23 protein-coding genes and 1 tRNA gene are annotated in these 25,569 nt (G+C 63.4%); 12 read left to right on the top strand and 12 right to left on the bottom strand.

Going from position 1 to position 25,569, the window contains the following annotated elements:
• Positions 1 to 67 precede the first annotated feature (67 nt).
• On the top strand, positions 68 to 289 hold the full coding sequence (locus tag WHZ77_RS15025; RefSeq protein WP_015685717.1) for a DUF2842 domain-containing protein: 222 nt from the start codon (positions 68 to 70) through the stop codon (positions 287 to 289).
• Here WHZ77_RS15025 and WHZ77_RS15020 read toward each other — a convergent pair.
• Complete coding sequence (locus tag WHZ77_RS15020; protein WP_375314728.1) at positions 279 to 1,322, bottom strand: polysaccharide deacetylase; 1,044 nt, start codon at positions 1,320 to 1,322, stop codon at positions 279 to 281. The two genes, WHZ77_RS15025 and WHZ77_RS15020, sit on opposite strands and share 11 nt — an antisense overlap.
• Before the next feature lie 128 nt (positions 1,323 to 1,450).
• Here WHZ77_RS15020 and WHZ77_RS15015 point away from each other — a divergent pair, with 128 nt between their 5' ends.
• Positions 1,451 to 2,632, top strand: coding sequence for a GNAT family N-acetyltransferase (locus WHZ77_RS15015; protein WP_375314323.1), 1,182 nt, complete (start codon positions 1,451 to 1,453; stop codon positions 2,630 to 2,632).
• Positions 2,633 to 2,734: 102 nt separating this feature from the next.
• Here the strand turns inward: WHZ77_RS15015 and WHZ77_RS15010 are convergent.
• Together WHZ77_RS15010 and WHZ77_RS15005 are read right to left on the bottom strand one after the other, a co-directional pair.
• A protein-coding gene (locus WHZ77_RS15010) for an IS630 family transposase (protein WP_375309090.1) occupies positions 2,735 to 3,677 on the bottom strand; the annotation gives its coding sequence in 2 pieces (ribosomal slippage) (positions 2,735 to 3,340 and positions 3,342 to 3,677; 942 coding nt in all).
• Between the two features lie 184 nt (positions 3,678 to 3,861).
• Complete coding sequence (locus WHZ77_RS15005) at positions 3,862 to 6,126, bottom strand: GumC family protein (RefSeq protein WP_375314322.1); 2,265 nt, start codon at positions 6,124 to 6,126, stop codon at positions 3,862 to 3,864.
• A 201-nt stretch (positions 6,127 to 6,327) separates the two neighbouring features.
• Between WHZ77_RS15005 and WHZ77_RS15000 the strand changes: the two genes are divergently transcribed.
• The 3 genes from WHZ77_RS15000 (at position 6,328) to WHZ77_RS14990 (ending at position 10,482) form a co-directional block, all read left to right on the top strand.
• Positions 6,328 to 7,461: a glycosyltransferase family 4 protein gene (locus WHZ77_RS15000; RefSeq protein WP_375314321.1), complete on the top strand. Its 1,134-nt coding sequence runs from the start codon at positions 6,328 to 6,330 to the stop codon at positions 7,459 to 7,461.
• Positions 7,462 to 7,579: 118 nt separating this feature from the next.
• Positions 7,580 to 9,127: an undecaprenyl-phosphate glucose phosphotransferase gene (locus tag WHZ77_RS14995; protein ID WP_375314320.1), complete on the top strand. Its 1,548-nt coding sequence runs from the start codon at positions 7,580 to 7,582 to the stop codon at positions 9,125 to 9,127.
• A 95-nt stretch (positions 9,128 to 9,222) separates the two neighbouring features.
• On the top strand, positions 9,223 to 10,482 hold the full coding sequence (locus WHZ77_RS14990; protein ID WP_375314319.1) for an O-antigen ligase family protein: 1,260 nt from the start codon (positions 9,223 to 9,225) through the stop codon (positions 10,480 to 10,482).
• 104 nt (positions 10,483 to 10,586) lie between these two features.
• Here WHZ77_RS14990 and WHZ77_RS14985 read toward each other — a convergent pair whose 3' ends face one another.
• Genes WHZ77_RS14985 through WHZ77_RS14975 form a run of 3 tightly spaced genes read right to left on the bottom strand, consistent with a single transcriptional unit; the run spans position 10,587 to position 13,385 of the window.
• On the bottom strand, positions 10,587 to 11,765 hold the full coding sequence (locus WHZ77_RS14985; protein WP_375314318.1) for a saccharopine dehydrogenase family protein: 1,179 nt from the start codon (positions 11,763 to 11,765) through the stop codon (positions 10,587 to 10,589).
• Between the two features lie 9 nt (positions 11,766 to 11,774).
• Positions 11,775 to 12,557 (bottom strand): DUF169 domain-containing protein, encoded by a 783-nt coding sequence (locus WHZ77_RS14980; protein ID WP_375314317.1) that lies wholly within the window; start codon positions 12,555 to 12,557, stop codon positions 11,775 to 11,777.
• 60 nt (positions 12,558 to 12,617) lie between these two features.
• The gene (locus tag WHZ77_RS14975) at positions 12,618 to 13,385 is read right to left on the bottom strand and encodes a YdcF family protein (protein WP_375314316.1); all 768 of its coding nucleotides are present in this window, start codon (positions 13,383 to 13,385) and stop codon (positions 12,618 to 12,620) included.
• A gap of 181 nt (positions 13,386 to 13,566) precedes the next feature.
• On the opposite strand from WHZ77_RS14975, the gene WHZ77_RS14970 reads away from it, so the two are divergent.
• The 3 genes from WHZ77_RS14970 (at position 13,567) to WHZ77_RS14960 (ending at position 15,458) form a co-directional block, all read left to right on the top strand.
• On the top strand, positions 13,567 to 14,508 hold the full coding sequence (locus WHZ77_RS14970; protein ID WP_375314315.1) for an acetamidase/formamidase family protein: 942 nt from the start codon (positions 13,567 to 13,569) through the stop codon (positions 14,506 to 14,508).
• A gap of 200 nt (positions 14,509 to 14,708) precedes the next feature.
• Positions 14,709 to 14,906 carry a hypothetical protein gene (locus WHZ77_RS14965; RefSeq protein WP_007603456.1) on the top strand — a complete coding sequence of 66 codons (198 nt, stop codon included), beginning with the start codon at positions 14,709 to 14,711 and terminating at the stop codon, positions 14,904 to 14,906.
• 72 nt (positions 14,907 to 14,978) lie between these two features.
• On the top strand, positions 14,979 to 15,458 hold the full coding sequence (locus tag WHZ77_RS14960) for a GcrA family cell cycle regulator (RefSeq protein WP_375314314.1): 480 nt from the start codon (positions 14,979 to 14,981) through the stop codon (positions 15,456 to 15,458).
• 268 nt (positions 15,459 to 15,726) lie between these two features.
• Here WHZ77_RS14960 and WHZ77_RS14955 read toward each other — a convergent pair whose 3' ends face one another.
• Positions 15,727 to 17,283 (bottom strand): porin, encoded by a 1,557-nt coding sequence (locus WHZ77_RS14955; RefSeq protein ID WP_375314313.1) that lies wholly within the window; start codon positions 17,281 to 17,283, stop codon positions 15,727 to 15,729.
• Between the two features lie 406 nt (positions 17,284 to 17,689).
• Between WHZ77_RS14955 and WHZ77_RS14950 the strand changes: the two genes are divergently transcribed.
• Positions 17,690 to 18,196, top strand: a complete 507-nt coding sequence (locus WHZ77_RS14950) for a MarR family winged helix-turn-helix transcriptional regulator (RefSeq protein WP_041748263.1) — start codon at positions 17,690 to 17,692, stop codon at positions 18,194 to 18,196.
• A gap of 14 nt (positions 18,197 to 18,210) precedes the next feature.
• Here WHZ77_RS14950 and WHZ77_RS14945 read toward each other — a convergent pair whose 3' ends face one another.
• The 3 genes from WHZ77_RS14945 to WHZ77_RS14935 all read right to left on the bottom strand — a co-directional run bounded on the left by WHZ77_RS14945 (position 18,211) and on the right by WHZ77_RS14935 (position 21,629).
• Positions 18,211 to 19,329 carry an alpha/beta hydrolase family protein gene (locus WHZ77_RS14945; protein WP_375314312.1) on the bottom strand — a complete coding sequence of 373 codons (1,119 nt, stop codon included), beginning with the start codon at positions 19,327 to 19,329 and terminating at the stop codon, positions 18,211 to 18,213.
• Positions 19,330 to 19,603: 274 nt separating this feature from the next.
• The gene (locus WHZ77_RS14940) at positions 19,604 to 20,575 is read right to left on the bottom strand and encodes an SDR family NAD(P)-dependent oxidoreductase (protein ID WP_375314311.1); all 972 of its coding nucleotides are present in this window, start codon (positions 20,573 to 20,575) and stop codon (positions 19,604 to 19,606) included.
• A gap of 145 nt (positions 20,576 to 20,720) precedes the next feature.
• Positions 20,721 to 21,629: a dihydrodipicolinate synthase family protein gene (locus WHZ77_RS14935; RefSeq protein ID WP_375314310.1), complete on the bottom strand. Its 909-nt coding sequence runs from the start codon at positions 21,627 to 21,629 to the stop codon at positions 20,721 to 20,723.
• Between the two features lie 340 nt (positions 21,630 to 21,969).
• Here WHZ77_RS14935 and WHZ77_RS14930 point away from each other — a divergent pair, with 340 nt between their 5' ends.
• The 3 genes from WHZ77_RS14930 to WHZ77_RS14920 all read left to right on the top strand — a co-directional run bounded on the left by WHZ77_RS14930 (position 21,970) and on the right by WHZ77_RS14920 (position 24,377).
• Positions 21,970 to 22,209, top strand: a complete 240-nt coding sequence (locus tag WHZ77_RS14930) for a hypothetical protein (protein ID WP_015685698.1) — start codon at positions 21,970 to 21,972, stop codon at positions 22,207 to 22,209.
• Positions 22,210 to 22,675: 466 nt separating this feature from the next.
• Positions 22,676 to 23,743 carry a P-loop NTPase fold protein gene (locus WHZ77_RS14925; RefSeq protein WP_375314309.1) on the top strand — a complete coding sequence of 356 codons (1,068 nt, stop codon included), beginning with the start codon at positions 22,676 to 22,678 and terminating at the stop codon, positions 23,741 to 23,743.
• A complete protein-coding gene (locus tag WHZ77_RS14920; RefSeq protein ID WP_375314308.1) occupies positions 23,721 to 24,377 on the top strand; it encodes a hypothetical protein in 657 nt (218 codons plus the stop codon). Before WHZ77_RS14925 ends, WHZ77_RS14920 begins: the two co-directional genes overlap by 23 nt.
• A 415-nt stretch (positions 24,378 to 24,792) precedes the next feature.
• Here the strand turns inward: WHZ77_RS14920 and WHZ77_RS14915 are convergent.
• Positions 24,793 to 24,870: transfer RNA gene (locus WHZ77_RS14915), tRNA-Pro, on the bottom strand.
• Positions 24,871 to 24,980: 110 nt separating this feature from the next.
• The gene (locus tag WHZ77_RS14910) at positions 24,981 to 25,559 is read right to left on the bottom strand and encodes a MerR family transcriptional regulator (protein ID WP_375314307.1); all 579 of its coding nucleotides are present in this window, start codon (positions 25,557 to 25,559) and stop codon (positions 24,981 to 24,983) included.
• Positions 25,560 to 25,569 lie beyond the last annotated feature (10 nt).

The raw sequence follows: 25,569 nt of genomic DNA, 5'->3' as shown, positions 1-25,569 counted from the left end.
GACTGCGTGCCCCTTATAGTCCCCCGCTCCCGCAGCGCAAGTTACGCGAAAGCCGCAGCATTCCATCATGACGATCCGCACCCGCAAGTTCCTCGGCGCCATCCTGCTCCTGGTGCTCGCCACCGTCTGGGCCCTGCTCGGCATGGCGCTGGCGCAGATGCCATGGATCGCCGAGTCCGGCTGGCGGCAGGCGATCTATTACGTGGTGGTCGGCATGGGCTGGGTCTTGCCGGCGATGCCGATCGTGAGCTGGATGCAGCGGCCCGACCGTATCAAATCTAGCTCGTGAGACTGCCGGTCGGTTTCACCGGCGCAAAGGCAACACCCGATACCAGCACGCGCAGCATGCGCAGCGAGCGCACACGGCCGTCCCAGGGAATCCGGGGCAGCGCGCGCAGATTGGTGCGGCCCTCCGCGTCCACGATGCCTGGGATCGCCGACACCGCGCTGGCAAAGCCGGCCTCCTCCGCCATCACGACATGGCTGCGCCGGAACGAGGCGCGATCGCCGAACGGAAACGCCAGATGCCGGATCTCGCGGTGGAAGGCTGTTTCCGCCACTGCCTTGCCCATCGTCAGTTCGCGCAGCGCGGCTGTGTCCTTCATGTTGGCGAGGACGGGATAGTTCACGGTCGCGCTGCCGACGGTGACGAGCGGATCGGCCGCCAGCCTCGCCAGATCCTCCCAATCCATCGACGCCGCGCGCGAGAGCGCGGCAAGGTCGATCCGATAGCGCGTGCACAGATCGGCGATCGCCGCCGACACTTCCGCCGGCGTCAGCGTGCGCAGCCAGCTCTCGAGATGCGAAAACAGCGCCTGCTTCTCGGCTGTGCCGGTGACGACGAAGCGCTGCTCCTTCTCGCCCATCATCAGGCTGATGCGGCTCTCGCGCGCGATCACCTGCTCGAGCCCGAACCACCAGGCCTCTCCGACGCCATCGGGAAACGCGGTCGGCACATAGATCGTGAACGGCACGGCGTGGCGCTCCAGCACCCGATAGGCGAAGCTGACGAGATCCTTGTTCGCGCCGTCGAAGGTGAGCGCGACGAAGCGCCGCTTCTCCGGCAGTGTCACCGCGCGACGGCAGACCTCGTCCATGCCGAGAAACTCGTACTGCCATCGCTTCAGCGCGCGGATGGCGCGATCGAGGAATTGCGGCGTGATCTCGTTTTCGCGCAGCGGCTGAAACGCGCCGCGCCGCCGCGGCCGCACGTGCGAAAAGCGCAGGATGGCGCCGGCCCCCCGACTGCGCAACGCCGCCTGTCCGGTGAACCAGGCCAGTTCAAGCCGCAGCCGCTCCAGCCATCTGTCGTCGGATGCCACTATCCCACCTTCGCGTTCGCCGGCGGCCTGTCCGTCACGCATAGTCATTACCCTTTGTTGACATTTCTTTGCAAAGGTCGGCCACAGGCCGAATTGCGCAAATTTTCGTTTCTCGACAGGTTTCGTGAATGACCATGGCTGCGGCGATGCAAAGCCGGACGGCAGACAAGCCAGCGCGGTCAAAAGCGAGCCGGATCGCGCATGTCGATATCGTCGGCGACCTCGGCGAGGCCGAAGCCGTCTGGCGCGCCTTCGAGGAGAGCGGCAACCTCTTCACGCCCTATCAGCGCTTCGATCTGCTCGGCCCCTGGCAGCGGCTGGTCGGCGGCTGCGACGGCGCCCGTCCCTTCATCGTGATTGCCCGCGACGCCGATCGCCAGCCGCTCGTGCTGCTGCCGCTGTCGCTGCGCCAGAGCCACGGCGTGCGCACCGCCTGCTTCATCGGCGGCAAGCACACCACCTTCAACATGGGCCTGTGGAACGCCGGGTTCGCGGCAGACGCCGGCGCAGCCGATCTCGACGCGCTGCTTGCGCCGCTGCGCGAACATGCCGACGTGCTGTCGCTGACACAGCAGCCGCTGCGATGGAACGACCAGCAGAACCCGTTTGCGGCTCTTCCGCGCCAAAGCGCGATCAACGGCTGTCCGCTGCTGGTGATGGAGCCCGGCGCTCCGCCCGCGTCTCGCATCAGCAATTCCTTTCGCCGTCGCCTCAAGAGCAAGGAGAAGAAGCTCCAGGCACTTGCGGGCTATCGCTATCACCTCGCCACCACGGACGCGGACGTCATTCGCCTGCTCGACTGGTTCTTCCGTGTCAAGCCGGTGCGAATGGCCGAGCAGAAACTGCCCAACGTCTTCGCCGAGCCCGGCGTCGAGCAATTCATCCGAAGCACCTGCCTGTCGCCTCGTGGCGAAGGCCGCGTCATCGACATCCATGCGCTCGAATGCGACGACGAGGTGATCGCGATCTTCGCCGGCGTCGACGACGGCCAGCGCTTCTCGATGATGTTCAACACCTACACGATGTCCGAGCACGCCCGCTACAGCCCCGGGCTGATCCTGATGCGCTACATCATCGATCGCTACGCCGAGCGCGGCTACCGCTCGCTCGACCTCGGCATCGGCTCGGACGAGTACAAGCGGATGTTCTGCAAGGACGACGAAGACATTTTCGACAGCTTCGTTCCGCTGACCTCCCGCGGCAAGCTCGCGGCGATGGCGATGTCGTCATTGAGCCACGGCAAACGGCTGGTGAAGCAGAACCAGACGCTGTTCGACCTCGCGCAGCGGCTGCGGCGGGCGTTTGGGTAGATCTCTCCACTTGCACGGCCCCTTCCCTTCTCCCCTTGCGGGAGAAGGTGGCGCGAAGCGCCGGATGAGGGGTATCTATCCGCAGTCTAGAGCGTGCTGTTTTTATACGGAAACATAGCCTGAATTTTTGAGATAGTTGGCGCATTCCTGCGCGGAGAAGAGGTCGAGCAGTTCACCGACCTTGCGCCAGGTTGCCTCGACGTCACGCGGCTCTGCAGCTCGCATCAGATGTTTGAGCTTGGCGAAGACCTGTTCGATCGGATTGAGGTCGGGACTGTAGGGCGGCAGGAAGAGCAGATGCGCTCCGGCGGCGCGGATGGCATTGCGGGCGGACTTGCCTTTGTGACTGCCGAGATTATCGAGGATGACGACCTCGCCTTTTGCCAGCGTTGGCACCAGAACCTTCTCGACATAGAGGGTGAAGAGTTCCCCATTGATGGGGCCGTCGATGACCCAAGGTGCGCTGATCTGGTCGTGCCGCAGCGCTGCAATGAAAGTCATGGTCTTCCAATGACCGAAAGGCGCGGATGCCTGGAGCCGCTGTCCACTCGGACCCCAGCCGCGCAGTGGTGCCATGTTGGTCTTGATCCAGGTCTCATCGATAAAGATCAGGCGTGAAGCGTCAATCTTGCCTTGATGGGCCTTCCAGCGCGTCCGTTTACGAGCGATATCGGGGCGATCTTGTTCGGCCGGCAGGATCGTTTTTTTTGAAGCTCAGCCCTTCGGCATGCACAAACGTCCACACGGCCCGCACATCTGTCTTGATCCCGCGTGCTGCCAACTCCTGTGTCAGCTTCCGTAAGGTGAATGGCCCAGAGAGAACGCGCTTGCGTAGCCAGTCGGCATGGGCACCGGATAGAACCGGCTTCTTGTGACCACCAATCTTGCCAGGCGAAACGCCTCCAGTCTCCCGCCTCAGATTCTTCCACTTCGTTACACAGGACGGGCTGATCTCAAGCGCCTCTGCAATCGAGCGAACCGTCTCCCCTGCGTCAGCCCGCGCCAGAGCCCGTTCACGAAGGTCTTCCGAATAGGGTCGCGTCATCCATGCTGGCCTCCGTCCTCCAGCATGAACTTTGAATCAGAAATCGGCTCCCCTGGGAATCCCAATTCCGGTAAAAAACAACATGCTCTAAAAAGACAATGGAACTCGCAGAGAGATACCCCTCACCCGTCTCGCCCCTATCGCGGCGAGCCACCCTCTCCCGCAGGGGGAGAGGGCAAGAAGATCACGCCGCCACCACGCGGGGCGCTTCCACTGCATTCGACGGTTGCACCGGCTTGCGCAGCATCGTCACCTCGCTGAAGCCGACGGCGCTGAGTTGCTCACACATCAGCGTGCGCGCATCCGGCGTCATCGACGCATCGGGCACCACGACGGCGCGGGCATTCGCCGTCAGCAGTTCGGCCGGAAGGTCCGAGGCGCCGCCGGCGTCGAGCAGCACGTGGTCGTAGGCACGGAGCAGCGCATCGACCGCCAGCGTCACCCGCGGCGATTGCAGCAGGCTGCGGTCGAAGCCGGGACGGCCGGCCATGACCAGATGCAGCCGCGAGAGCTTGTCCCGCGTGATCACCTGCGCGAACGAAGCCTCGCCCTGCATCAGCTCGGCAAGGCCGGGCGCGGAGGCATCGACGGACACGGCCGCGATCGTCGGTGAGGACGCCGCGAGATCGACCACGACGACGCGGGCCTCCCGCGCCAGATGCCGGGCGAGCGTCAGTGTCGAGAGCGTGATGGCCTCGCCGGATGCGGTGCCGAGCACCGTGATTTTCCTGGCCGCCGGACCAGCGGCACGCACGCGCTCGGCCAATCGCTCGATCTCGTCGAATTCAGTGACGTCGGCATCGGCTGTCATCTCCGGCTGGAGCGGAGGAGGCTCTGCCATGACCGGATCGGCAATGGGCTCGACCACCGGCAGCACAGCCGGCTCCTGACGAACCGGTGCCGGCGCCGGTGCCTGCGCCTGCACCCGGGCGGACACCGCCACCGCACGCGGCGCGGTCTGGCGCAATAGCTCGCCGGTGACGACGACGCCGGACGAAAGCAGCAGCGTCGCGATCGTCACGATCAGCACGATCGGAAGCTTCTTCGGATAGGCCGGCGTGTTCGAGACGATGGCGCGCGAGATGATGCGGCCATCCGTCGGCGCGGTGTCGATGGTCTCGCGGGTATTGGCCTCGCGATATTTGGCAAGATAGGTCTCGAGCAGGTCGCGCTGCGACTTGGCCTCACGCTCGAGCGCACGGAGCTGCACATCCTGGCCGTTGGTCGACGTCGCCTGCTTCTTCAGCTGCTCCAGGCTCAACGTCAATTCCTGCACACGTCCGTTGGCAAAACGCGCGTCGTTTTCCAGCGAACGGGCGATCTTGGCGGCCTCATCGCGGATCTGGGTGTCGAGATCGGCGAGCTGCGCCTTCAACTCCTTGATGCGCGGATGATTGCCGAGCAGCGTCGACGATTGCTCGGCCAACTGGGCGCGCAAGGCCACCCGCTGCTGGGACGGCGTGCGCATCGATTCCGAGTTCAGCACTTCCGACGATTCGATCGGCTTGCCGCTCTGAAGCATCTCGCGGATCAGCCGCGCCTTGGATTCCGCATCCGCCTTCATCGAGCGCGCGTTGTTGAGCTGGGTGTTGACCTCGCCCATCTGCTGGTTCGACAGCGTGGTGTTGTTGGTGCCGACGAACAGGCTCGACTTCGAGCGGAAATCCTCCACCCGCGCCTCGGCCTCGGAGACCTTCTTGCGCAAGCTGTCGATCTCGCCGGAGAGCCATTGACTCGCGTTCCTGGCCTGATCCTGACGGACATTCTGCTGCAGCACCAGATAGCCGTCGGCGATCGAATTGGCGACGCGTGCGGCGAGATCGGGATCGGCGGACTGGAATTCGACGACGATCACGCGCGACTTGTCGACGGCATAGGCCTGGAGCCGATCGTAATAGGCATCGAGCACGCGCTCTTCGGGCGTCATCGAGAACGGGTCGCGGCCGATGCCAATCAGAGCCGCCAGCGACTTCAGCGGAGAAATCCCCTGGAGCACCGGGTCGAACTCGGGCCGTTCCGCAAGCTTGTTCTTCTTGATGATCTCGCGCGCGAGATCGCGCGACAGCACGAGCTGCACCTGGCTGGTGACGGCCTCGGGGTCGAGCGCCTGCCGCTCCTCGGTGCGGTCGCTGTTCGGACGCAGGAACACGTTCTCGCGGCCGTCGATCAGGATGCGGGATTCAGACTTGTAGCGCGGCGTGACGAGATTGACGACCGCGACGGACGCGACGAGCGCGAGCACCGTCGGCACGATGATCCAGCCGCGCTTGCGGCCCAGCGCCGCGCCGAGCGCGTGCAGGTCGATGTCGCCGGATTCGCCTTGCGCCTGGGTTGTCGCAACAGGCGCAGGCTTCGTTTCAACCTCGGGCGCGGTTTCGGCTTTGGGCTTCGAGACAGCCCGCTCGACCACCGCCTTGTCCTTGCCGGCACGCCAGAACGCTAAACGCATCGAACACTCCCGCAGGGCAACGCTGCGACTCTACCTCAACCGCGGCGAATACACTCCATTAAGGTTGCTGCTGGGTTAATCGCATCTCGCCGCGAGCGGCGCGCACGGCGCCGACACCGTTTGTTAACCACGAGGGCTGTTAATCCAGCTCGATATTTCGATAATTGTTCGCGCATTCGCCGCCGAGCGCTGGTTCTGATCATGCCCCCCTCTCCCGACCGGCCGCTCCGCATCCTGCACGCCGTGCGCGCTCCCGTGGGCGGCATCTTCCGGCACATCCTGGACCTTGCGAACGGTCAGGTCGATCGCGGCCATCACGTCGGAATTCTCGCCGACAGCCTCACCGGCGGCGAGCGCGCGGAAAAGGCACTGGCCGAGCTCGCGCCACGGCTGAAGCTCGGCGTGCACCGGCTGGCCATTCGCCGCGAACCGTCGCCTGATGATTTTCTGGTGTGGCTGCGGATGCGACGCCTGATCGGCGAGCTCAAGCCCGATGTCATGCACGGCCACGGCGCCAAGGCCGGCGCCTTCGTCCGCATGCGGCGGCGCTCGGACGACACCATCCGCATCTACACCCCGCATGGCGGCTCGCTGCACTACCCCCTCAACACACTCAAGGGCGAATTCTACGCGCGGCTCGAGCGCACGCTGATGGACGCGACCGACCTGTTCCTGTTCGAGAGCGCCTTTGCCCGCGACACCTATCAACGCATCGTCGGCACGCCCAAGGGTGTGGTGCATTGCGTCTTCAACGGCGTGACGCCGGGGGAATTCGAGCCTGTCGTCCTCGCCGACGACGCCACCGACCTCGCCTATGTTGGCGAGTTCAGGCACATCAAGGGCGCGGATCTGCTGGTCGATGCCGTGGCCCGACTGCACGAAGGCGGCAGGAAGGTCACGCTCACGCTCGGCGGCGACGGTGAGGAAATGGCGGCGCTCAAGGCGCAGGTCGAGAAGCTCGGCCTCTCAAGCGCCATCCGTTTCATCGGCCACGTCAAGGCGCGCTACGGCTTCTCCAAGGGGCGGCTGCTGGTCGTCCCCTCGCGCGGCGATTCCATGCCCTATGTCGTGATCGAGGCCGGAGCTGCCGGCATTCCCATGATCGCCGCCCGCGTCGGCGGCATCCCCGAAATCTTCGGACCGGAAAGCCCGGCCCTGTTCGCGGCGAGCAACGCCGAGGCCATGGCGGAAGCGATCGCGGCCGCACTCGACGATCCCAAAGGGACCGCACGGCGCGCCTCCTCCCTACGCGAGCGCATCTCCGCCCATTTCTCCCAGCAGGCCATGGTCGAGGGCGTGCTCGCGGGCTATCGCGATGCATTTGCCAATCATTAACCATTCTTAAGGCCGCTTTAGAGAATCTTCCGATTTGTCCGATAATCGACGGGCCTGGGGATGCTCGCCCGGGGCGCAAAGTCGCGGCCCGCGGGTTTTTGGAATGGACGGGACGCCCGTGGAACCGCTCAACGCACGCTCGATGCTGGATGCCGCGACCACCGCCGCAGCCAGACCGGCTGACCAACCCTTCGTCGAACGCCGCCGCCGGCTCTCGCCCGCAGCGCTCGAAATCGTCAACCAGAAGGTCGCCCGAGCCTATTCGCCGATCGTGATCACCGGCTTCGTGCGGGTGGCCGACTTCGCGCTGCTCAGCCTGGTCGGCATCGCACTCTATGCCGGCTATGTCATGCCGCTCGTCGGCTTCAGCTGGACTTATCCTGCGCAGATCGTCGCCGTTGCGGTCGCCGCCGTAATCTGCTTCCAGGCCGCCGACATCTATCAGGTGCAGCTGTTCCGCGGACAGCTCCGGCAGATGACCCGGATGATCTCGTCCTGGTCATTCGTCTTCCTGCTGTTCATCGGCATTTCCTTCTTTGCCAAGTTCGGCACCGAGGTCTCGCGGCTGTGGCTCGCCGCGTTCTACGTCCTTGGGCTCGCCGCACTCATCTGCGAACGCCTGATCCTGCGCTCGCTGGTGCGCGGCTGGGCACGTCAGGGCCGGCTCGACCGCCGCACCATCATCGTCGGCTCCGACAGCAACGGCGAGCAGCTGGTCGAGGCGCTGAAGGCGCAGGAAGATTCCGACATCCACGTGCTCGGCGTGTTCGACGACCGCAACGACAGTCGCGCGCTCGACACCTGCGCCGGCGCGCGCAAGCTCGGCAAGGTCGACGACATCGTCGAATTCGCACGCCGCACCCGTGTCGATCTCGTGCTGTTCGCACTGCCGATCTCCGCGGAGACGCGCATCCTGGAGATGCTGAAGAAGCTCTGGGTGCTGCCGGTGGACATCCGCCTGTCCGCGCACACCAACAAGCTGCGCTTCCGTCCCCGCTCCTATTCCTATCTCGGCGAGGTGCCGACGCTCGACGTGTTCGAGGCGCCGATCACCGACTGGGATCTGGTGATGAAATGGCTGTTTGACCGTATCGTCGGCGGCTTCGCGCTGCTCGCGGCCCTGCCGGTGATGGCACTGGTGGCGCTGGCGGTGAAGCTCGACAGTCCCGGCCCGGTGCTGTTCCGCCAGAAGCGCTTCGGCTTCAACAACGAGCGCATCGACGTCTACAAGTTCCGCTCGATGCACCACCATCAGGCCGACCCGACGGCTTCGAAGGTCGTGACCAGGAACGATCCGCGCGTCACCCGCGTCGGCCGTTTCATCCGCAAGACCAGCCTCGACGAGCTGCCGCAGCTCTTCAACGTGGTGTTTTCCGGCAATCTCTCCCTGGTCGGCCCGCGCCCGCATGCGGTGCAGGGCAAGCTGCAAAGCCGCCTGTTCGACGAAGCCGTCGACGGCTATTTCGCCCGCCACCGCGTCAAGCCCGGTATCACCGGCTGGGCCCAGATCAACGGCTGGCGCGGCGAGATCGACAATCAGGAGAAGATCCAGAAGCGCGTCGAGTTCGATCTCTATTATATCGAGAACTGGTCGGTGCTGTTCGACCTCGTCATTCTCCTGAAGACGCCGATCTCGCTGCTGACCAAGAACGAGAACGCGTATTGAGTTGGTGGTGCCCGAACCACACTGTCATCGCCGCCTACGCGGGGCATGACGACGGAAGTTGTGAGTGCGGGTAGCGTTAGGCTTGTGAGCGTGTAATGGCGTATGCGGCAACAGCCGGGGACATGAATGCAGCGGTTCGCGCTGCGCCCGGCGTGCTGGCCCTGCAGCGGGCGCTGGTGTGGCTGGTCGGCGCTTCCGGGGCGATCGTCTTCATCGAGCCGAGCCCCTACGAGATCGTGACGCTGCTCGCCACCGTCACTTTCTTCGCCACCGGCCTGCGCCTGCGGCTCGCGCTGATGCCGCTGGTGCTGATGCTGGTCCTGCTCAATGTCGGCTACACCATCAGCGCCATCCCCCTGTACGAAAAGTCCGAGGTGGTGACCTGGATCGCGACCTCCTGGTACATGGCGGTGACCGTGGTGTTCTTCGCCATGGTCACGTCCGAAGACACGACGGCCCGGCTCGACATGCTCCGCCGCGGTCTCGTGGTCGGCGCGATAGTCGCCTCGCTGTCGGCCGTCGCCGGCTATTTCCACCTCGTCCCCGGCGGCGACGATCTCCTCACGCTCTACGGACGCGCGCGCGGCACGTTCAAGGACCCGAACGTGCTCGGCGCCTTCCTGATCCTGCCGGCGCTGTTCGCGCTCCAGAGCGTGGTCTCAGACAATCTCGGCAAGGCGCTCCGCAACGTCGTCGCGTTCGGCATCATGTCGCTGGCAATCCTGCTCGCGTTTTCCCGCGCGGCCTGGGGCGGGCTGGTGTTGACCTCCCTATGCATGCTGGCGCTGATGGTATTGACCAGCCGTACCAACGCGCAGCGCTCGCGCATCATCATCATGGCGATCGTCGCCGCGGTGCTGGGCCTCGCACTGATCGCCGTGCTGATGTCGTTCGATTCCATCGCCGAGATGTTCAAGCAGCGCGCGAGCTTCGACCAGAGCTACGACGAAGGCCGCTTCGGGCGGTTCGGCCGGCACATCCTGGGTGCGGAGATGGCGCTCGACCTGCCGTTCGGCATCGGCCCGCTGCAATTCCACCGCTTCTTCCCCGAGGATACCCACAACTCCTACCTCAACGCCTTCATGTCCGGCGGCTGGATCTCCGGCGTCTGCTATCCCGCGCTGGTCTTCACCACCGTGATCATGGGGATCAGGCACATCTTCGTCCGTGTGCCCTGGCAGCGCGCCTATCTCGCCCTCTTCTCCGCCTTCATCGGCACCGTCGGCGAAAGCTTCGTGATCGACACCGACCACTGGCGGCATTTCTGGATGATGCTCGGCGCCATGTGGGGCATGATCGCGGCCGCGCAGGCTTACAAGGTCAGGGCTCGCGGCGAAATTTCTTCGGACTCGTAGGGTGGGCAAAGGCGCAAAGCGCCGTGCCCACCATGTCTCCGCGATCGCGATAGAAGTGGTGGGCACGCTTCGCTTTGCCCACCCGACCTAGCTACCTAGCTGGGCTAGCTTTCCAACTTGAACGTCAGCCCCGCATTCTCCACTAGCCGCTTGATCAGCTTGTGTTGCATCGCCGCGCCTGGTGTCCAGAAGCCGGCCGGAACGTCTGTCGCGTCGCGCAGCATGCACATCGCGCATTCGGAGATCATCTTCGAGGTCGAGCCGTAGCCGGGATCGCGGTCGCCGGTGACACCGGCGCGGACCATGCGGCCGTCGGGGGCGATCGCGACGTAGAGCAGATCGAAGCGACCGTTCTCGCGCTCTTCCTTCGAAGGCCCCTCGCCCGGCTTCGGTGCGTCCGGGCCGGTCTTGCCCGCATTGGCGGCCATCACGCGCTTGGCGTTGTCCTCGCCCTTCTCGCCGGGACCGGTCAGGACCATCTCGTCGTAGACGAACTCCTGGCCGTAGGGAAAGCCCATCAGCATGTTGGAGCGGTGGACGTTGCGGGTGTTGATCAACGCCATCATGAACGGCGCGGCCCAGGATTGCAGGTCCTCTTCGAAGAAAGGCTTGTTGCCCTTCGGCTGCTTCGGGCCTGTGAAGCCGGGCGTCAGCGCAAAGTGATCGTTGAGAATGGCGACGAGGCTGAGATCCTTGGCCACGGCATCGAAAGTCGCCTTCGCGCTCGCGGCGGTGCCGCCCGAGAGCGTGCCGCGCATGTCGCGCACGCGCCCCTTCACGCGCGCGGCCGGCGCGCCGAAGACCCGCTTGGCCTCTTCCTGCACGAAGAACGTGCCGAGCTCAAACGGCACGGAATCGTAGCCGCAGGAGAACACGATGCGCGCGCCGCTCTCCTTGGCTTCCGCCTCGTACTTGTCGATCATCTGCCGCATCCAGATCGGCTCGCCGCACAGATCGAAATAATCCGTGCCGGTGGTGACGCAGGCAGCCAGCAGTTCCTCGCCATAGAGCTGGTACGGGCCGACGGTGGTGATCACCGACATCGTCTGTTCCGCCATCGCCTTCAGCGAGGCCGCGTCCGACGCGTCCGCAACGATCAGCGGCGTATTGCCGGGCGCGCCGATCGCATCGCGGACCGATTTGAGCTTGCCGAGGCTGCGCCCTGCCATCGCCCATTTGAGCCCGTGGTCGCCCTTGTATTGCTGAGTGAGATATTCGGCGACGAGCTGGCCGGTGAAACCGGTTGCGCCGTAGACGACGATGTCGAATTTCGCAGAGCTCATGGTCGGCCTTTATTTCTTTGCGTAACTCACGCCCATGCCGGCACGGACGTCGCTTTGAATACCATAGGGCGGAATCGGATAGCGCAGGCCGTTTCTGGCCAGCGCCTTCATGCCTTCGATCGCCTTGGCGAGATGTTCCGGCTTCAGGGCCATCAGCATCTCCTCGTCCGGCACGCCGCCATAACGCCGTTCGGCATAGCATGGCAAGGACAGGCTGGGCTCGCCGGATTTGAGGGCCCGTCCCCAGGAATCCGCGCAGGCGGTCTCGCCGACCACGCCCCATTCGAACTTCTTGTAGCCGGTATATTGAAGCCCGTTGATCAGGATGATCATCTGCCCCGGCGTCGCATAGACGAGGCAGATGTCGGGCGGATCAAGCCGGCCGCTCGCGAGCGGACTGACCGCCAGCGCCTGATACTGCCCGAACGGAACCACATCGAGCGCCTCCTGGCGCTTGCGCGCGTCTTCCGCCGTGCCGTGCCAGACGCCGACATAGTTTTCGCCGGCGAGCCATTTTTCGTCCTGGGGGCTGAGGCCGATCACCGCGCGGCATTGCGCGCCGACGAGATCGTCGCCGGTGATGCCGACGGTCCAGCCGAGCCGCGAGGCCATGCTGACGATCTGGTCGGTGGTGTGAACCGCATTGGGCCGCCGGATTTTCGGGATCGCCTCCATCTCCGAGACGCGCGCGAACAGCTTCATGCCTGTTACCGTCGTCTTCAGCCGAAGAAGATTGTTGAGATCGGCGACGAGGCTGGCGAGATCAATCTTCTCTGCACTCTGCTGCTGCATGGCGTCCTCCCGGCCGGCGAGCATGTGCCGGTGCTGTGTTCTTGTTTTACCGTGTTCGTTCTAGTCCTTGCCCGGTCCCGGAAGCAACTCACCGGTTCGACCCATGAGACGGTATGCCAAAAGGCCGATCCATTCGCGCACCGCGACCTCGGTCCTGCCGAGCCCGTCCGCGGCGTTCCGGGTGAATTCGAAAAGCTCGTCGCGCCCGCCCATCCGCCAGTCGACGGGATAGGCCTCGACATCGAACCCGGCCTTGCGGAAGATTCCCATGGAGCGCGGCATGTGGAAGGCGGACGTGACCAAAAGCCAGCGCTCGTCCGGTTTCGGCGCGACCAGCTTCTTCGTGAAGATCGCATTCTCCCAGGTGTTGCGGGAGTCGCGCTCGAGGATCAGGCGCTCCTTGGGGATGCCGAGGCTCTCCAGGATCGGCGCGGAGTAGTCGGCTTCTTTCGCCTCCGTGGCGACCAGGTTCGCCGAGCCGCCGGTGAAGACGACGCGCGCATTCGGATAGCGGCGTGCAAGCTCGGCCGGTGCAAGCAAGCGATCGGCCGCATGCGAGACCACCGGCGTGCGGTGCGCCGCCGACAGATCGGTGTCGACGGAGCCGCCGAGCACGATGATGCCGTCGGGCGCCCCCCGCGACGGATCCCACGCGGGAAAGCGCGACTCCAGCGGGTACAGCAGAAGATTGCCAAGCGGCGAAAAGGCAGTCAGTGCCAGCAGCACCAGCGTGGTCACGGCGAACTTGCGGCCGAGCGCGGCGAAGCGCGTCGCCATCAGCAGCAGCGACAGGATGCCGAGTTCGACCAGCAGGTTGATCGGCAGCAACGCGGTACCGATTGTCTTGGACAGAACGAAATACAGGGGAGCCTCGCTGGACTGGTCGTGCCGGGCTTGACCGGCCCGTCCATCTTCAGAAATCTTCTTGAAAGAGGATCGATCGCCGGGTCAAGTCCGGGCATAACAGGTTCTCATGACGAGTTCTGATGAAACCGATTGGACGCGGCAAATGACCCACCACCACCTGCATTCCAGTCCCGAGACCTGTCATTGGGGCTTCTTCGAAGCCGCGCTCAAGCCTGTCCTCACCGTCAAGAGCGGTGACGAGGTCACGGTCGACACCATCAGCGGCGGCCCGGACATGCTGCCCGACCGCAACAGGTTTCACATTCCGCCGGAGATGCACGAGGTTCACGCCAAAAACGAGCGCATGCTGCCCGGCCACATCCTCACCGGCCCGATCGCGGTCGAGGGTGCCGAGCCCGGCGACGTGCTCGCGGTCGAGGTCCTCGACGTCCAGCTCCGGCAGGATTGGGGCTGGAACATGATCAAGCCGCTCTCGGGCACGCTGCCCGACGATTTCCACGAGACGCGCGTCCTCAACATCCCGCTCGACCGGACGCGCATGGTCGGCCGCATGCCGTGGGGTTTGGACCTGCCGCTCAAGCCGTTCTTCGGCGTGATGGGCGTGTCGCCGCCCCCTAGCTGGGGCCGCATCTCCTCGCTCGTTCCGCGCGCGATGGGCGGCAATCTCGACAACAAGGAGCTCGGCGCCGGTGCGACCCTGTACCTGCCGGTGTTCGTCCCGGGCGCGCTGTTCTCCTGCGGCGACGGCCACGGCGTGCAGGGCGACGGCGAGGTCTGCGTCACCGCGATCGAGACCGCGCTCCAGGGCCGCTTCCGCCTGACGCTGCGCAAGGACCTGCGCTTCGACTATCCCCGCGCCGAGACGGCGACGCACTACATGACCATGGCCATGGACCCCGACCTCGACCAATGCGCGGTGCGCGCGCTGCGCGACATGATCGTGCTGCTCGGCGAGAGGCGAAACCTGTCGCGCGAAGACGCCTACACGCTGTGCAGCCTCGCGGCCGATCTGCGGGTGACCCAGACCGTCAACGGCTCCAAGGGCATCCATTGCATGATCGAAAAGACGATCGTGCACGGCTGAACCAGCCCGCCTTCCCTGACCTGTAGACGCCACGTCGCCGCCCGGACTCCCGCGCGGCGCGCTACGCCATGTCTAATTTCATGCATGATTTCAACGGGATGAGCGACAAGCCCGGCTGGTATTTGACTTCCGCCCTCAAAACTAAATAGAGTCTTAATCGTTACTTTTATGTGTCCGAGTATGAGGCTAGCGTTCGGACCATGGCCACCGAAAAAGCCGAGACTGACCGCATTCCCGTAACCCTGGCGCTCTCGACCATCACCTACCTGGAGAAGCTGGTGAGACAGGGCACCCACGGCACCAGCGTTCCCGGCGTCGCACGTACCTTGATCGAAGAAGGCATCCGTCTCGCCATCAAGGACGGGCTTTTGTCGATTCGCGACAACGGCAGGACGTGAGCGCGCGCCGGACGTGAGGCGGACGGATCTCGCAAAGCGGATGGCCGACATCTGCAACCTGGGACCGCTACAATGCCTGTTCTCTCACCGACCTGGACCAACGAACGAATCGAGCTTCTCAAGCAGCACTTCGAGGCCGGCCTCTCCTGCCGCGAGATCGCCGCCGACATCGGCGTCAGCCGCAACGCCGTGATCGGCAAACTGTCGCGGCTGAACCTCACGCGCGGCCGGACCGTCGACGACCGGAAGGTCCAGGACAAGAGCTCTGCGCCGGCGCGCGCGATGCGCGCCGTGCCGCGGCTGCAATATCAGATGCTCGCCACCATCTACGGCGAGACCGATGCGACCGTGATCGCAGCTCCCATCGAGGAGGCCAATCGCTGCTCGCTGCTGGAGCTTGCTGAGAACCGCTGCCGCTGGCCGATCTCGACACCTGGCGCGGAGGATTTCTGCTTCTGCGGCAATAGCGCGCCCGACAGCCAGCCCTATTGCGCCGGCCACAGCCGCCTCGCCTACCGGCCGAACTCGCGCGCCCGCGTGATGCGCGGCTGAAGCGGTTCTCTCAACAGAAAAACCTCCGGCAGGGCACTACCGGAGGTTTCTGGAGGTCATAGCATCAAGCTAAGAGCCGCAACTTTCGTAATCGGCCGACAAATATATAGCTGATTAACTCAGCTAAGTAAATAAGTTTGCCGGCGATCGAATCGCATGGCTCGTCTTCGCCGCCTGCAACGCCTGCCGGATTTTCCGAACGCCGCATCTGAAAAAGGCCCCGGCGGTGTCCCGCCGGGGCCTGGTCAGATCCGAAAGAACCTTGGGCTTACCAGTTGCGCTGGGCGCGCAGCAGCAGGCTGTAGGTGTCCTGGTCCTTCAGCTCGTAGGTCGCCGCAGGCTTGGCGACGCCCGTCAGTGCACCGGTCGTGATCACGCCGGAATACTTCTGGTCGAGGTGGCTGTAGGTGAAGTCAGCCGAGAAGGTCAGGTTCTTCACCGGGGTCCAGCGGGTGATGACGCCCACCTGGCCGATGTTGAAGTCCGGGTTGCAGGTGCCGGTCAGGGTCGCGAACGCGGCGCTGCCGCAGATCATCGTCTTGGCCGTACCGCTGTAGTTGACCGCAGCCCATGCGCCATAGAGCGCCGTGTTCCAGTACGGGCTCCAGTTGTGGGTGTAGGCGCCACGGAAGCCGTAGGTCTTGGTCAGCTCGAGGCTGCCGCCGGGACCGAACACCGCGTCAGACACGCCGGCAAAGCCGATGCTCTGATACGCGCCGCTCGAGCTGCCGAACATCGAGTAGCTGGTCGCAGCCAGCTCCTGGAAGTTGTAGCGGCTCGCGCCCTCGGTGTAGACGCCCGAGAGGTTGATCACGTCGCCGGCACCGGTCGGGATGTTCTTGATCTGCAGAGCGAGCTGAACGGCCCAGCCCCACTTGTCTTCCGGATGCCCCGTGACTTCGGTCGCGCCGTAATAGGCGACATGGTTGTCATGCGCGGCAACCGACGCCTGGAACAGGCCCCAGGCCTGGTCGACGCGAACCGCACCGACGATGTCGGGCGCGCGCGTGCCGCCGAGATCGTTGGAGCCGTAGGCACCGCCGAGAACGCCGGTGGTGGACATGCCCGCGGTGTTCCAGATGTTGGTCTGGAACACCTGCGTCTGGTCCTGCGCCGAGATCGTCGCCGTCACGCCCTGACCGAAGTCAGCGGTGTAGGTGGCCTGGACGACGCCGTTGGTGGTGCCGCTGCCGCCGACCAGCTGGTCGAAGTTGTTGCCGGGATAGTTGATCCAGGGCGCGTCGAACTGCGACACGGCCTTACCCAGGGTGAAGCCGGCGAACTGGATGAAGGCGTAGTAGACGCCGAGCGAGCCGCCCGAGAGATTGCCGTCGGTGCCGTTGACGTTGCCGCCGCTGGACCCGGTGAGGCCGGTGCCGGCCGCGTTGAGGCCGATCGTGCCGCTGTACTGGGTCGCGCCGGTGCCCGAGCCGGTGCCGCCGTAGCTGCCGGTCGTCCAGGTGAAGACCGCATCGAAGTAGGTGCGGACGACGCCGTACTCGGTCGCGGTGCGCGTGTCGATGTTGAGATCTTCACGAGCGCGCATCGAGTAGTAATTCGTCAGGCGGTTGTTGGCCGCGAACACGCCGTTGTACTGGGCGCTGTAATTGCCGCCGGCATTGAGCGCGACTTCAGCGCGCAGATAGCCGCCCAGCTTGATGCAGGTGTCGCTGCCCGGGATGTAGTAGAAGCCCGCGCCATACAGCGTGCAGATCTTGACGTACTCGACCGCCTTGGCCTTGACCGGAAGATCGGCCGCCTGGGCTCCACCGACGGCGATCAGACCCGCCGCAGTGCCGAGCAAAAGGCTCTTCACCACTTTCATATAAAACCTCCAAGTTGCTCATTTTGCGGAGACTGGACCGTGAGGCCCCCCAGATCCCCGTCTCTTCAAATCCGCCCGGCCGCTTTGCGCTTTCGGACACACCCGCTTGAACGCGAGGGACGTGAGCGAACCACCTGCAACGGGACGATCGAGAACCCCCCACCGTCGCGAGCAATATGCCTGCGCCGTTCCGCTAATCAAAATAGTTTATTAGATCACCTTTGTGGTTTCACTAAACCTGTGCCCCGCGCGCAACACTGCGGGTCGGGGCAATATGCTGAGCTGATCATCTTTGTAGTTTTAGTGACAAAATTACCCTGCTCTGCACTTGCGTCAGGGCAGACTTGCGTGGACTATGACCTTGCACGACGCCGGCCGGAATGAATCTGTTGACGGGAGTGACGCTGTGTCAGCGACGAGGAAAGAAGGGGCGCGCCTCCGCTCCATCGGCAATCTGGATATCATCAGGCGTTTCACCTGGGAGATATCGTCGATCAACATGCATCTGGAGGAGCTGCGTCAGTTCTGGGCGAGGACGCTGGGCATCAGCGGTCCGCAATGGCTGATCCTGATGGCGATTTCCGACCTCGACAAGGACGACGGCGTGCCCGTCAACGTGGTCTCCAAATTGCTCCACGTCGACCCGTCCTTCGTCACCACCCAGTCCAAGCTGCTGGAGAAGAAGGCCCTGCTGCGCCGGCGGCCCTCGCCGACTGACGCCCGCGTGGTGCGCCTGTCGCTGGCCGACAAGACCCAGAAGCACATCGCGAGCCTCAACGAGCAGTACAAGTCGATTCGCGAATTCGTCTTCCAGGAGTTCGACGAGGAAGAGCTCGCGGAATTCACCACCAAGCTCGCGACGCTGAAGACGCGGCTCGAAAAAGCCTGCGTCAGGATATCCCTGGACTACTAAGCGGCAGGCGGCGCTCAGCTCCGCCGCCCCATGCCGCCCAGCTGCGATTCCAGCCAGTCGAAGATGTATTCATTGGCAAGGCTCGGATTGTCGGCGTGAGCTTGCGCCGCGCCGGTCTCTGCCGCGGTGAACACCTTCAGCACGATATCCGAGCTCCCGAGCCGCGACTTCTGGACGATCTGGCGCGCCCGGTCGGCCTTGAGCCAGCCGTCCTCGCCGAGCGTGATCAGCACGGGAAAGTCGACACTGGAAGCCATCAGCGGCGCCGAGGGCACCGGGACGATGCTGAGGTCGCTCATGGCAAAGCGGCTGGCGAAGAAGGATCGCTCATGCAGGTCCCAGAGGCCGCCGTCGCAGACGGCTGCAGCGAGCCGCGGCTCCTGCAACACCGCACGTGCGACGAACGATGAGCCCCACCCGTCCGCGACGATCGCGATGCGATTGAAATCGACGTCGTCGCGCGTTTCCAGGTAATCCATGACGCTGCCGATCGAGCTCTCGAGATCGCGGCGCTGCAAGAGCGTGTCGGTATAATCGTCGCGCTCGCTGCCGAGCAGGTCCAGCGCCAGCATCGACAAACCGCGCTCGCGCGCATGCGGCGCCAGCTTGAACAGGAATTCTTCCTTGCGATGCCCGGGCTCGCCGATGCAGATCACGGTCGGAGCCCGCTTGCTCGCCGCAGGCGCGGGCAGGAAATAGCCTTGCAGGGCGTGTCCGTCGTCGGACCAGGGAATCGTGACGATGTCGCCGGCCGGACCGCGCGCGGACAGGAAGCGGCGGGCGCATTCCTGCATCGCCAGAACCGCGACCCAGCGGCGCTCGTCGGCCTGGTCGAGCGGCATCGCGGCCGCGCCGTAGTAGTTCATCGCCCGCAGCCAGTTGCGCTGCGCGGTCGCCATATGGCCTTCCGCGAACGCCGCCTCGGCGCGCTGCCGGTTGGCGCGCGCCAGCTTCTTCCACTCGCGGTGCCAGGAATGCTCGTCGCCCCGCTTGAGCTGCCGCGCGATCATCAGGCATTCTGCGATCGTGGCGCCGCCCTCCTGGGCCGCGGTGAGGAGCCGCGTGAACTCAGCGGAGATATCCTCTCTCTCCGGGCAAAGGGTCCAGTCGTCGGAGAGGCATGCGGGTATCATCGGGACTACGCTCTATGATGGCGTTACCCGTGATTGACTAAACTATTTTAGTTCGCCAACCAAGCGACCGTGCGCCGAATGAGACCCGTTTGACATCACCATCGCTTGAACAATGCTGGAGCGCTGGTGATGTCGCATGCGTGACATTCCAATTCGTCATAAGGCCTTGAAGACTGGCAAGAGGTGGCACGTAAAAATGCCGCTCCGCCTCTTGCCATGATGATCGTCATACCTATGTCAGCGCACTGTCATTGACAGTCTCAGCCAAACCCGTTCAACCGAGTCGCCAGCCGACCTCCTGCGTAAAGCTTTCGTAGAAGGAACGTTCATAGGCCTGCTCCGGCGTAGCACGAACGCGCTCGTCGAGGCGCTTGGCGTCCTCGCCGACGAGAATGCGCCAACGCTCGGCCTTCACGCCGTCGAGGATGATCTTCGCGGCCTGCGCCGCGGTGGTCGGCGCATCCTCGAGGAAGCTGCGGGCGCGCTCGGCGAACACCGCCTGGATGTCCTCGTCCGACATCTTGTCGGCATCCGGCACGCCGGCCGCGACCATGCGCTTGCGGGTCAGCGCGACCTCGTCGGCGTTGAGGCGCTCCGATCCGTCGGCACTCTGCACCTTGCGCGAATTCGAGACGATCGAGGTGCCGATGTGCCCTGGCATCACCACCGAACATTTGACGTGCGGTGCGTGCAGGCGGAGGTCGTTGATCAGCGCCTCGGTAAATCCCTTCACCGCGAACTTGGCCGAGCTGTAGGCGGTGTGCGCCTGCCCCATGCCGATCGAGGCCCAGAAGCCGTTGACGCTGGCCGTGTTGACGATGTGAGCCTCGTCGGCCGCCACCAGCATCGGCAGGAAGGTGCGCACGCCGAGATAGACGCCGCCCCAGCAGATGTTGAAGGTGCGCTCCCACTGCTCGCGCGTGTTCGTGAACAGGCTGCCGCCGCCGCCGATGCCGGCATTGTTGAACAACAGATGGATCCTGTCGGTCTTCTGCTGCTCGGCAAGCTCGTCGCGGAAACGCTTGAGGTGATCCTCGATCGAGACGTCGGCGACATGGGTCGTGACGCGCAAGCCCTGCGGCAGCTTCTCGACCTCGCAGAGCCGCTTGGTCTCGGCCATCGCGGCCTCGGAGACGTCGCACATCGCGACGTTGCAGCCCTCGGCAACGAGCTGCCGTGCGAGCTCGCGCCCCATTCCCGTGCCGCCGCCGGTGATGACGGCGATCTTTCCTGCAAAATCCTTCATGGGACTTTCGGCCCCTCCCCTTGTCGGTATGTTTCTTCAGAGCTGGCGCGGCTGGCGCGAGCGCGCGCAAAATGTAGCAGCGCCGCATCCGCAGGTAAAAGCGGATCGGCGCTGCTGTTCGACATCGGTTATTTCGGCGGACGGACTATTCCGCCGCTTCGACGCGCTGTCCGCTCAAGGCGCCGAGCGCTTCAAGCGCCTTGCGGGTGGCGGCCTGCTGCGCGGGTGAAGCCTCCGGCATCGGCGCGCGCGGCCAGGTCTTCGGCAAGCCCTGGAGCGTCTGGGCGTAGCGCGTGCAGGCCGGCAGATTGTCGGCAATGATCGCGTTCCACAGCGTCAGCAGCTTCTTGTGCAGCTCGAGCGCGCGCGGATGATCGCCCGCCTTCACCGCATCCCACAGCGCGACGGACGCATGCGGCGCCGCGGTCAGGATCGCGGCGATCGAGCCATGGGCCCCGAGCGTATAGGACGGATACATCAGCGCATCGACGGCGCTGTAGATCAGCTTGTCCGGCGCCATCATCATCAGGTCGGCGAACAGCTTGAGATCGCCCGCGCTCTGCTTGACGCCGACCACCAGCGGCACCTCGGTCATGATCCGCGTCAACAGCGCCGGCGAAAGATACGACCACGGCACCACGTTGTAGATGATGATGGGCATGCCGGTCTCATCGGCCATGGCGCGGAAATGCGCCACCATCGCCTCGTCGTCCGGCTTGAACAGATAGTGCACCGGCGTGACCTGCAGCGCCGCCACGTTCATGTCGCGCACGAGCTTGCCGCGGCGGATCGCATCGCGCGTGGAGTCCACGATGATGCCGGCGATGACGGGGATGCGCCCGTTCACCGCCTCCACTGTCGCCGCCATCAGGTCGCGATATTCCGCGTGATCGAGCGTGTGGCCCTCGCCGGTCGAGCCGCCGGCGGCGACGCCATGGGCGCCCGCGCCGATCATCCAGTCGACCTGGGGCGCCACGAGCTTGTAATCAATCTCGCCGTCTTTCCGGAACGGCGTCGTCATCGGCGGGATCACGCCGGTCGGTCGTGCCTTCATGGTCTGCCCTCGCGTTTCCTTTGGTCCTGCGGCGATCCCGCTCTTTTGACGAGTATCCGCACGCCAGCGAGCGTATCGGCTGCGCAGGCGTTGTGAAGGGGCGGTTCGCGCGGCGCAGCCCCCACAATTGCTCATCTCTGCGCTCATTGCCCGTGATTTCCTGGGGGTTCCCCGTAGTTGCCCGGCTTCGGTTTAGGGGCAATTTTTTTACAATCCGAATCGTCAAATGGGGTTGGACGCCGGGTCGAGTCGGAGAGGACGGCGTGTTGTTCGCGTCACAGACTCTGGCACTCCGCTTGCATCTTCTTCGTGGTCAGAAACTACCGATGAGGTGACTGGAATGTTCGTGACCGTCGTTGCCGTGCTCTGCCGGCTAAGCGCAGCCAGCTCAGGCAGTTGCGTCGAGGAAATCGTGACCGACAGCAACATGACGCCCGAGATTTCGATGATGCAGTGTGCGGTCGGCGCACAGGCACCGCTTGCGAAATGGATGGGCGAGCACCCAATCTATCACGCCAACTGGCGCCTCGAGCGCTACAAATGCGTGCCGGGTCACTACGAGATCAAGGGCCACGCGTAAGCGGCCCGCAAAACTACTGACGAAGAGGAAACGCCCGGGGGCTGCCTTGTCCCTCCGGCTTGCAGCGCCAGCCCGTTTGAGGCAGGGCGCCCACAGTCACACCCTCCCTCAAGCAATCGCGCGCAGAATGATCGCACGCCCTCGCCGCCCCCCCGGCGTCGGCATCAGCGCATAATTGTGCGGCTGGTCACGGAGCAAATGCAGCGCCCGCGCGCTCCGCAAGGTCGATGATGTCGGGACAGAGCACAGCTGAAATCAAACAGAGATTCGGTCAGAAAAGACAGAGAAACACTGACGGACGAAACGACGACGATACGGCGGTGTGATGTTCGAGCTAGGTCCCAACCAAGGTTGGTTGCGCTGATCTATGGGCCATTGCCTCACGATTTTTTCGGCGCGGTGCTGACAAAAGAAGGTACTATTGAACTCAGCAAAAACTCTCCCGACTTGAACTCGCGGTTAGGCAATGACATCCACCGAAGCAGTAAAACGCGAGATCGAACGCTTCTTACGCTCTCCTGCGCCAGAAGTGCTGTGCATTACCGGATCGTGGGGCGTTGGAAAGACCTATACGTGGCAAACAATTTTAGATCGCGTTCGGAGCAAACGTGAAACGGGATTGTCGCGATACTCTTATGTTTCACTCTTTGGAATTGACTCCCTAGAGGGAATGAAGACGGCAATATTCGAGAACTTGGAATTTTTGCTACCGGAAGGCAGCACAAGCCTTGAACGATTTCTCTCAGGAGGGAATGCGGCTCTTAAAGGCGGAAAGAAGCTGGCGGGCGCACTCTCTGCCCTGCCCGTTCCTTATCTAGGTGGCGCATTGTCGAAGGCGCAGCCTTTTCTATTCTCCGCGATCCGCAATCAAATCGTTTGCATCGATGATCTGGAGAGGCGCGGCTCGATTTCGGTGAAAGATGTCTTTGGTCTAATTTCTTACCTGCGCGAGCAGCGAGCGTGCAAAGCTGTGTTTCTGCTCAATCGGGGGCAACTTGACGACGCCGGACAGAAGCAGTTCGATGATTACTTTGAGAAGGTCATTGATACGCAACTTTTGCTTGCCCCCACTAGTGAAGAGGCACTTGCTATCGCGATCACCGATAGTGACGATCTATCCAGCCTCATTCGGCAACACTGCGAGAGGCTAAAGATTTCGAATATTCGCGTTATAAAAAAAATTGAGCGTCTAATACGCATGCTAGACGAACAGATTCTCAGCCACTGCTCCCCGGACATTGCGCGTCAGATTGTTCACTCGATGGTCATGTTTGGGTGGCGCAAGCTTGATGCCGGAGCCGCACCGCCGCCCAGTTCTTACCTCAGGCGTGGGGAGTTCGAGCGGTACACGATAGGGCGCGCTGAATTCCAAGACGAAGAGCACGCTAGTGACGACCCAGAACGTGAGCGTTGGGACGTAATTCTCAACGATTACGGTTGGGGAATGATGGACGATCTTGATGATGCGCTCCTGAGTTTCGTTGAAACGAACCTCTTGGATGCGGACGATATTGTCGAAGGCGAAAGAAGTTGAAAATGGCTTAGGTCAGCGAAAACAGATGGAAGCATTTGAACGGTGCTGGCGTCCATTCCATGACAGCTTCAAGGATAACGAAGACGAAGTATGCGCGAGTATCGTTCAAGGGATCCGAGACAATTTCGCAGTAGTATCGCGCCCAAACCTCGATGCAGCTGTTTCAATACTTGAGGAAATTGGGCGCCATAACGACGCCGCCGACTTGATCGACTACGCATGGGCAAACGGAAACGCGGAGTTTTGGACATCCGACGACCCTTTCCATCGCGAGGTGAAGAACGAGCGCATCCTACAAATTATCCAAGAGCGGCGACGGGCAGCGCAGCCGACCCTCGATTTCGAGAATGACTTGCGCGCGGTGGAAAGCTTGAAGCGCGAGAAGCTGGCCTTGCTGGCGGCTGTACCCGTGGAACGATTTGAACAACTATTCAAAGACAGCTCTGGCGAAGAGCTGAGGAGCTACATTTATGCGCCTCTGGAATTGGGCAAGGTCGGAGGCATAAGTGACGATGCAAAGCGGATCGCAGTAAAGGTAGAAGAAGCTCTAAGGCGAATAGCGAATACGTCCAAGCTAAATGCAATCAGAGCGAGCAAATATGGCGTGCCAATAAACACCGACGAGCCAGACTAGTGCTGGGCGATCAATCGAATACCCGATGAAGCCTCGCCGCCTACCGCGCCGCGCCACTACTGACCAAGGATCATTTCGCGGTGGCGACCCAGTGGCGATTCGAGGATTCGATATACGAGTTCCGGCTAATCCTTCGATTTGATTCGTCGGAGCGAGGATCTGAAATCCTCCGACCCTTAGTCTCCCAGATTAATGCCTTATACGGCTGCGCCAAACTCCGGGACGTTTCGCTCAGCCCCCTGCGAAGCCCTCTAAATCGCTTCGAAGAACGTTATCCTAAAATGGCTTCGCTACTGTGCATGGGGTTGTTTTCGGTTTTGATCTGCCGCCCCAAAGCAGCCACCCGGGACGGGCCATCGCGAGCGGCAGGCTCCACGCCAACCGCCAATCGACCCGACAGATCATTTGAAAAAAATGGTCGGAGCGAGAGGATTTGAACCTCCGACCCCTAGTCTCCCAGACTAGTGCGCTAACCGGGCTGCGCCACGCTCCGAACGTCGTTCCATTAGCTAGGATCGCCGCTTAGCGCAAGGCGAGGTCACAGCATTTTGGCAATCACCTGAAAGGCTCCGGAACGGACCCCAAAGCAGAGGGAATGCGGCCCTAGCCGTCGTTCAGCGCCTGGTCCAGCATGGCCCGGCAGGCGACGAGGTCCGCGAGCGCCCGCGCCAGCCGCTCGCGGTCCAGCGCACTGGGGCCGGCCGGGGCGGCGGGGGCGCCGCCCTTGCGGAAGGTGGTGAGGATCTCCTCGTCGTCGGTCTCCGAGAAGCGGAAGTCGATGCCTTCCTCCTCCCCACCCTGGTAGTCGTCATCGTCGGTGTCGCGGGCACCGCGGAGGCCGGTCTCTTCCTCGGGCTCCATCAGGCTTGCCCCGATGGCATCCTCGATGGCGCCGAACGAGACCGCGGCCGAGCTGTCGGCGAGGCCCTGCACCGATTTGACGCCGTGCTCCTTGAGGATCCGCTGCACACCGCGGATGGTGTAGCCCTCCCCGTAGAGCAGACGGCGGATGCCCTTGAGCAGGTCGACGTCGTCGGGGCGGTAATAGCGGCGGCCGCCGCTGCGCTTCATCGGCTTGATCTGGGAGAATCGGGTCTCCCAGAACCGCAGCACGTGCTGCGGAATGTCGAGTTCCTGCGCTACTTCGCTGATGGTTCGGAACGCATCCGGCGCCTTGTCCAAATGCCTAATC

This window comes from Bradyrhizobium sp. A5 (genome assembly GCF_042076515.1).
Taxonomy (GTDB): Bacteria; Pseudomonadota; Alphaproteobacteria; order Rhizobiales; family Xanthobacteraceae; genus Bradyrhizobium; species Bradyrhizobium cosmicum.
The sequence above is the reverse complement of the archived record's forward strand: the minus strand, read 5'-3'. Positions and strand labels throughout refer to the sequence as shown.

Excerpts from the sequence above, each read along its gene's own strand:
- WHZ77_RS15025 (WP_015685717.1), top strand. The coding sequence starts at position 68 with ATGACGATCCGCACCCGCAAGTTCCTCGGCGCCATCCTGCTCCTGGTG.
- WHZ77_RS15015 (WP_375314323.1), top strand. The coding sequence starts at position 1,451 with ATGACCATGGCTGCGGCGATGCAAAGCCGGACGGCAGACAAGCCAGCG.
- WHZ77_RS15005 (WP_375314322.1), bottom strand. The coding sequence starts at position 6,126 with ATGCGTTTAGCGTTCTGGCGTGCCGGCAAGGACAAGGCGGTGGTCGAG.
- WHZ77_RS15000 (WP_375314321.1), top strand. The coding sequence starts at position 6,328 with ATGCCCCCCTCTCCCGACCGGCCGCTCCGCATCCTGCACGCCGTGCGC.
- WHZ77_RS14990 (WP_375314319.1), top strand. The coding sequence starts at position 9,223 with ATGGCGTATGCGGCAACAGCCGGGGACATGAATGCAGCGGTTCGCGCT.
- WHZ77_RS14985 (WP_375314318.1), bottom strand. The coding sequence starts at position 11,765 with ATGAGCTCTGCGAAATTCGACATCGTCGTCTACGGCGCAACCGGTTTC.
- WHZ77_RS14980 (WP_375314317.1), bottom strand. The coding sequence starts at position 12,557 with ATGCAGCAGCAGAGTGCAGAGAAGATTGATCTCGCCAGCCTCGTCGCC.
- WHZ77_RS14970 (WP_375314315.1), top strand. The coding sequence starts at position 13,567 with ATGACCCACCACCACCTGCATTCCAGTCCCGAGACCTGTCATTGGGGC.
- WHZ77_RS14965 (WP_007603456.1), top strand. The coding sequence starts at position 14,709 with ATGGCCACCGAAAAAGCCGAGACTGACCGCATTCCCGTAACCCTGGCG.
- WHZ77_RS14960 (WP_375314314.1), top strand. The coding sequence starts at position 14,979 with ATGCCTGTTCTCTCACCGACCTGGACCAACGAACGAATCGAGCTTCTC.
- WHZ77_RS14955 (WP_375314313.1), bottom strand. The coding sequence starts at position 17,283 with ATGAAAGTGGTGAAGAGCCTTTTGCTCGGCACTGCGGCGGGTCTGATC.
- WHZ77_RS14945 (WP_375314312.1), bottom strand. The coding sequence starts at position 19,329 with ATGATACCCGCATGCCTCTCCGACGACTGGACCCTTTGCCCGGAGAGA.
- WHZ77_RS14940 (WP_375314311.1), bottom strand. The coding sequence starts at position 20,575 with ATGAAGGATTTTGCAGGAAAGATCGCCGTCATCACCGGCGGCGGCACG.
- WHZ77_RS14935 (WP_375314310.1), bottom strand. The coding sequence starts at position 21,629 with ATGAAGGCACGACCGACCGGCGTGATCCCGCCGATGACGACGCCGTTC.
- WHZ77_RS14930 (WP_015685698.1), top strand. The coding sequence starts at position 21,970 with ATGTTCGTGACCGTCGTTGCCGTGCTCTGCCGGCTAAGCGCAGCCAGC.
- WHZ77_RS14925 (WP_375314309.1), top strand. The coding sequence starts at position 22,676 with ATGACATCCACCGAAGCAGTAAAACGCGAGATCGAACGCTTCTTACGC.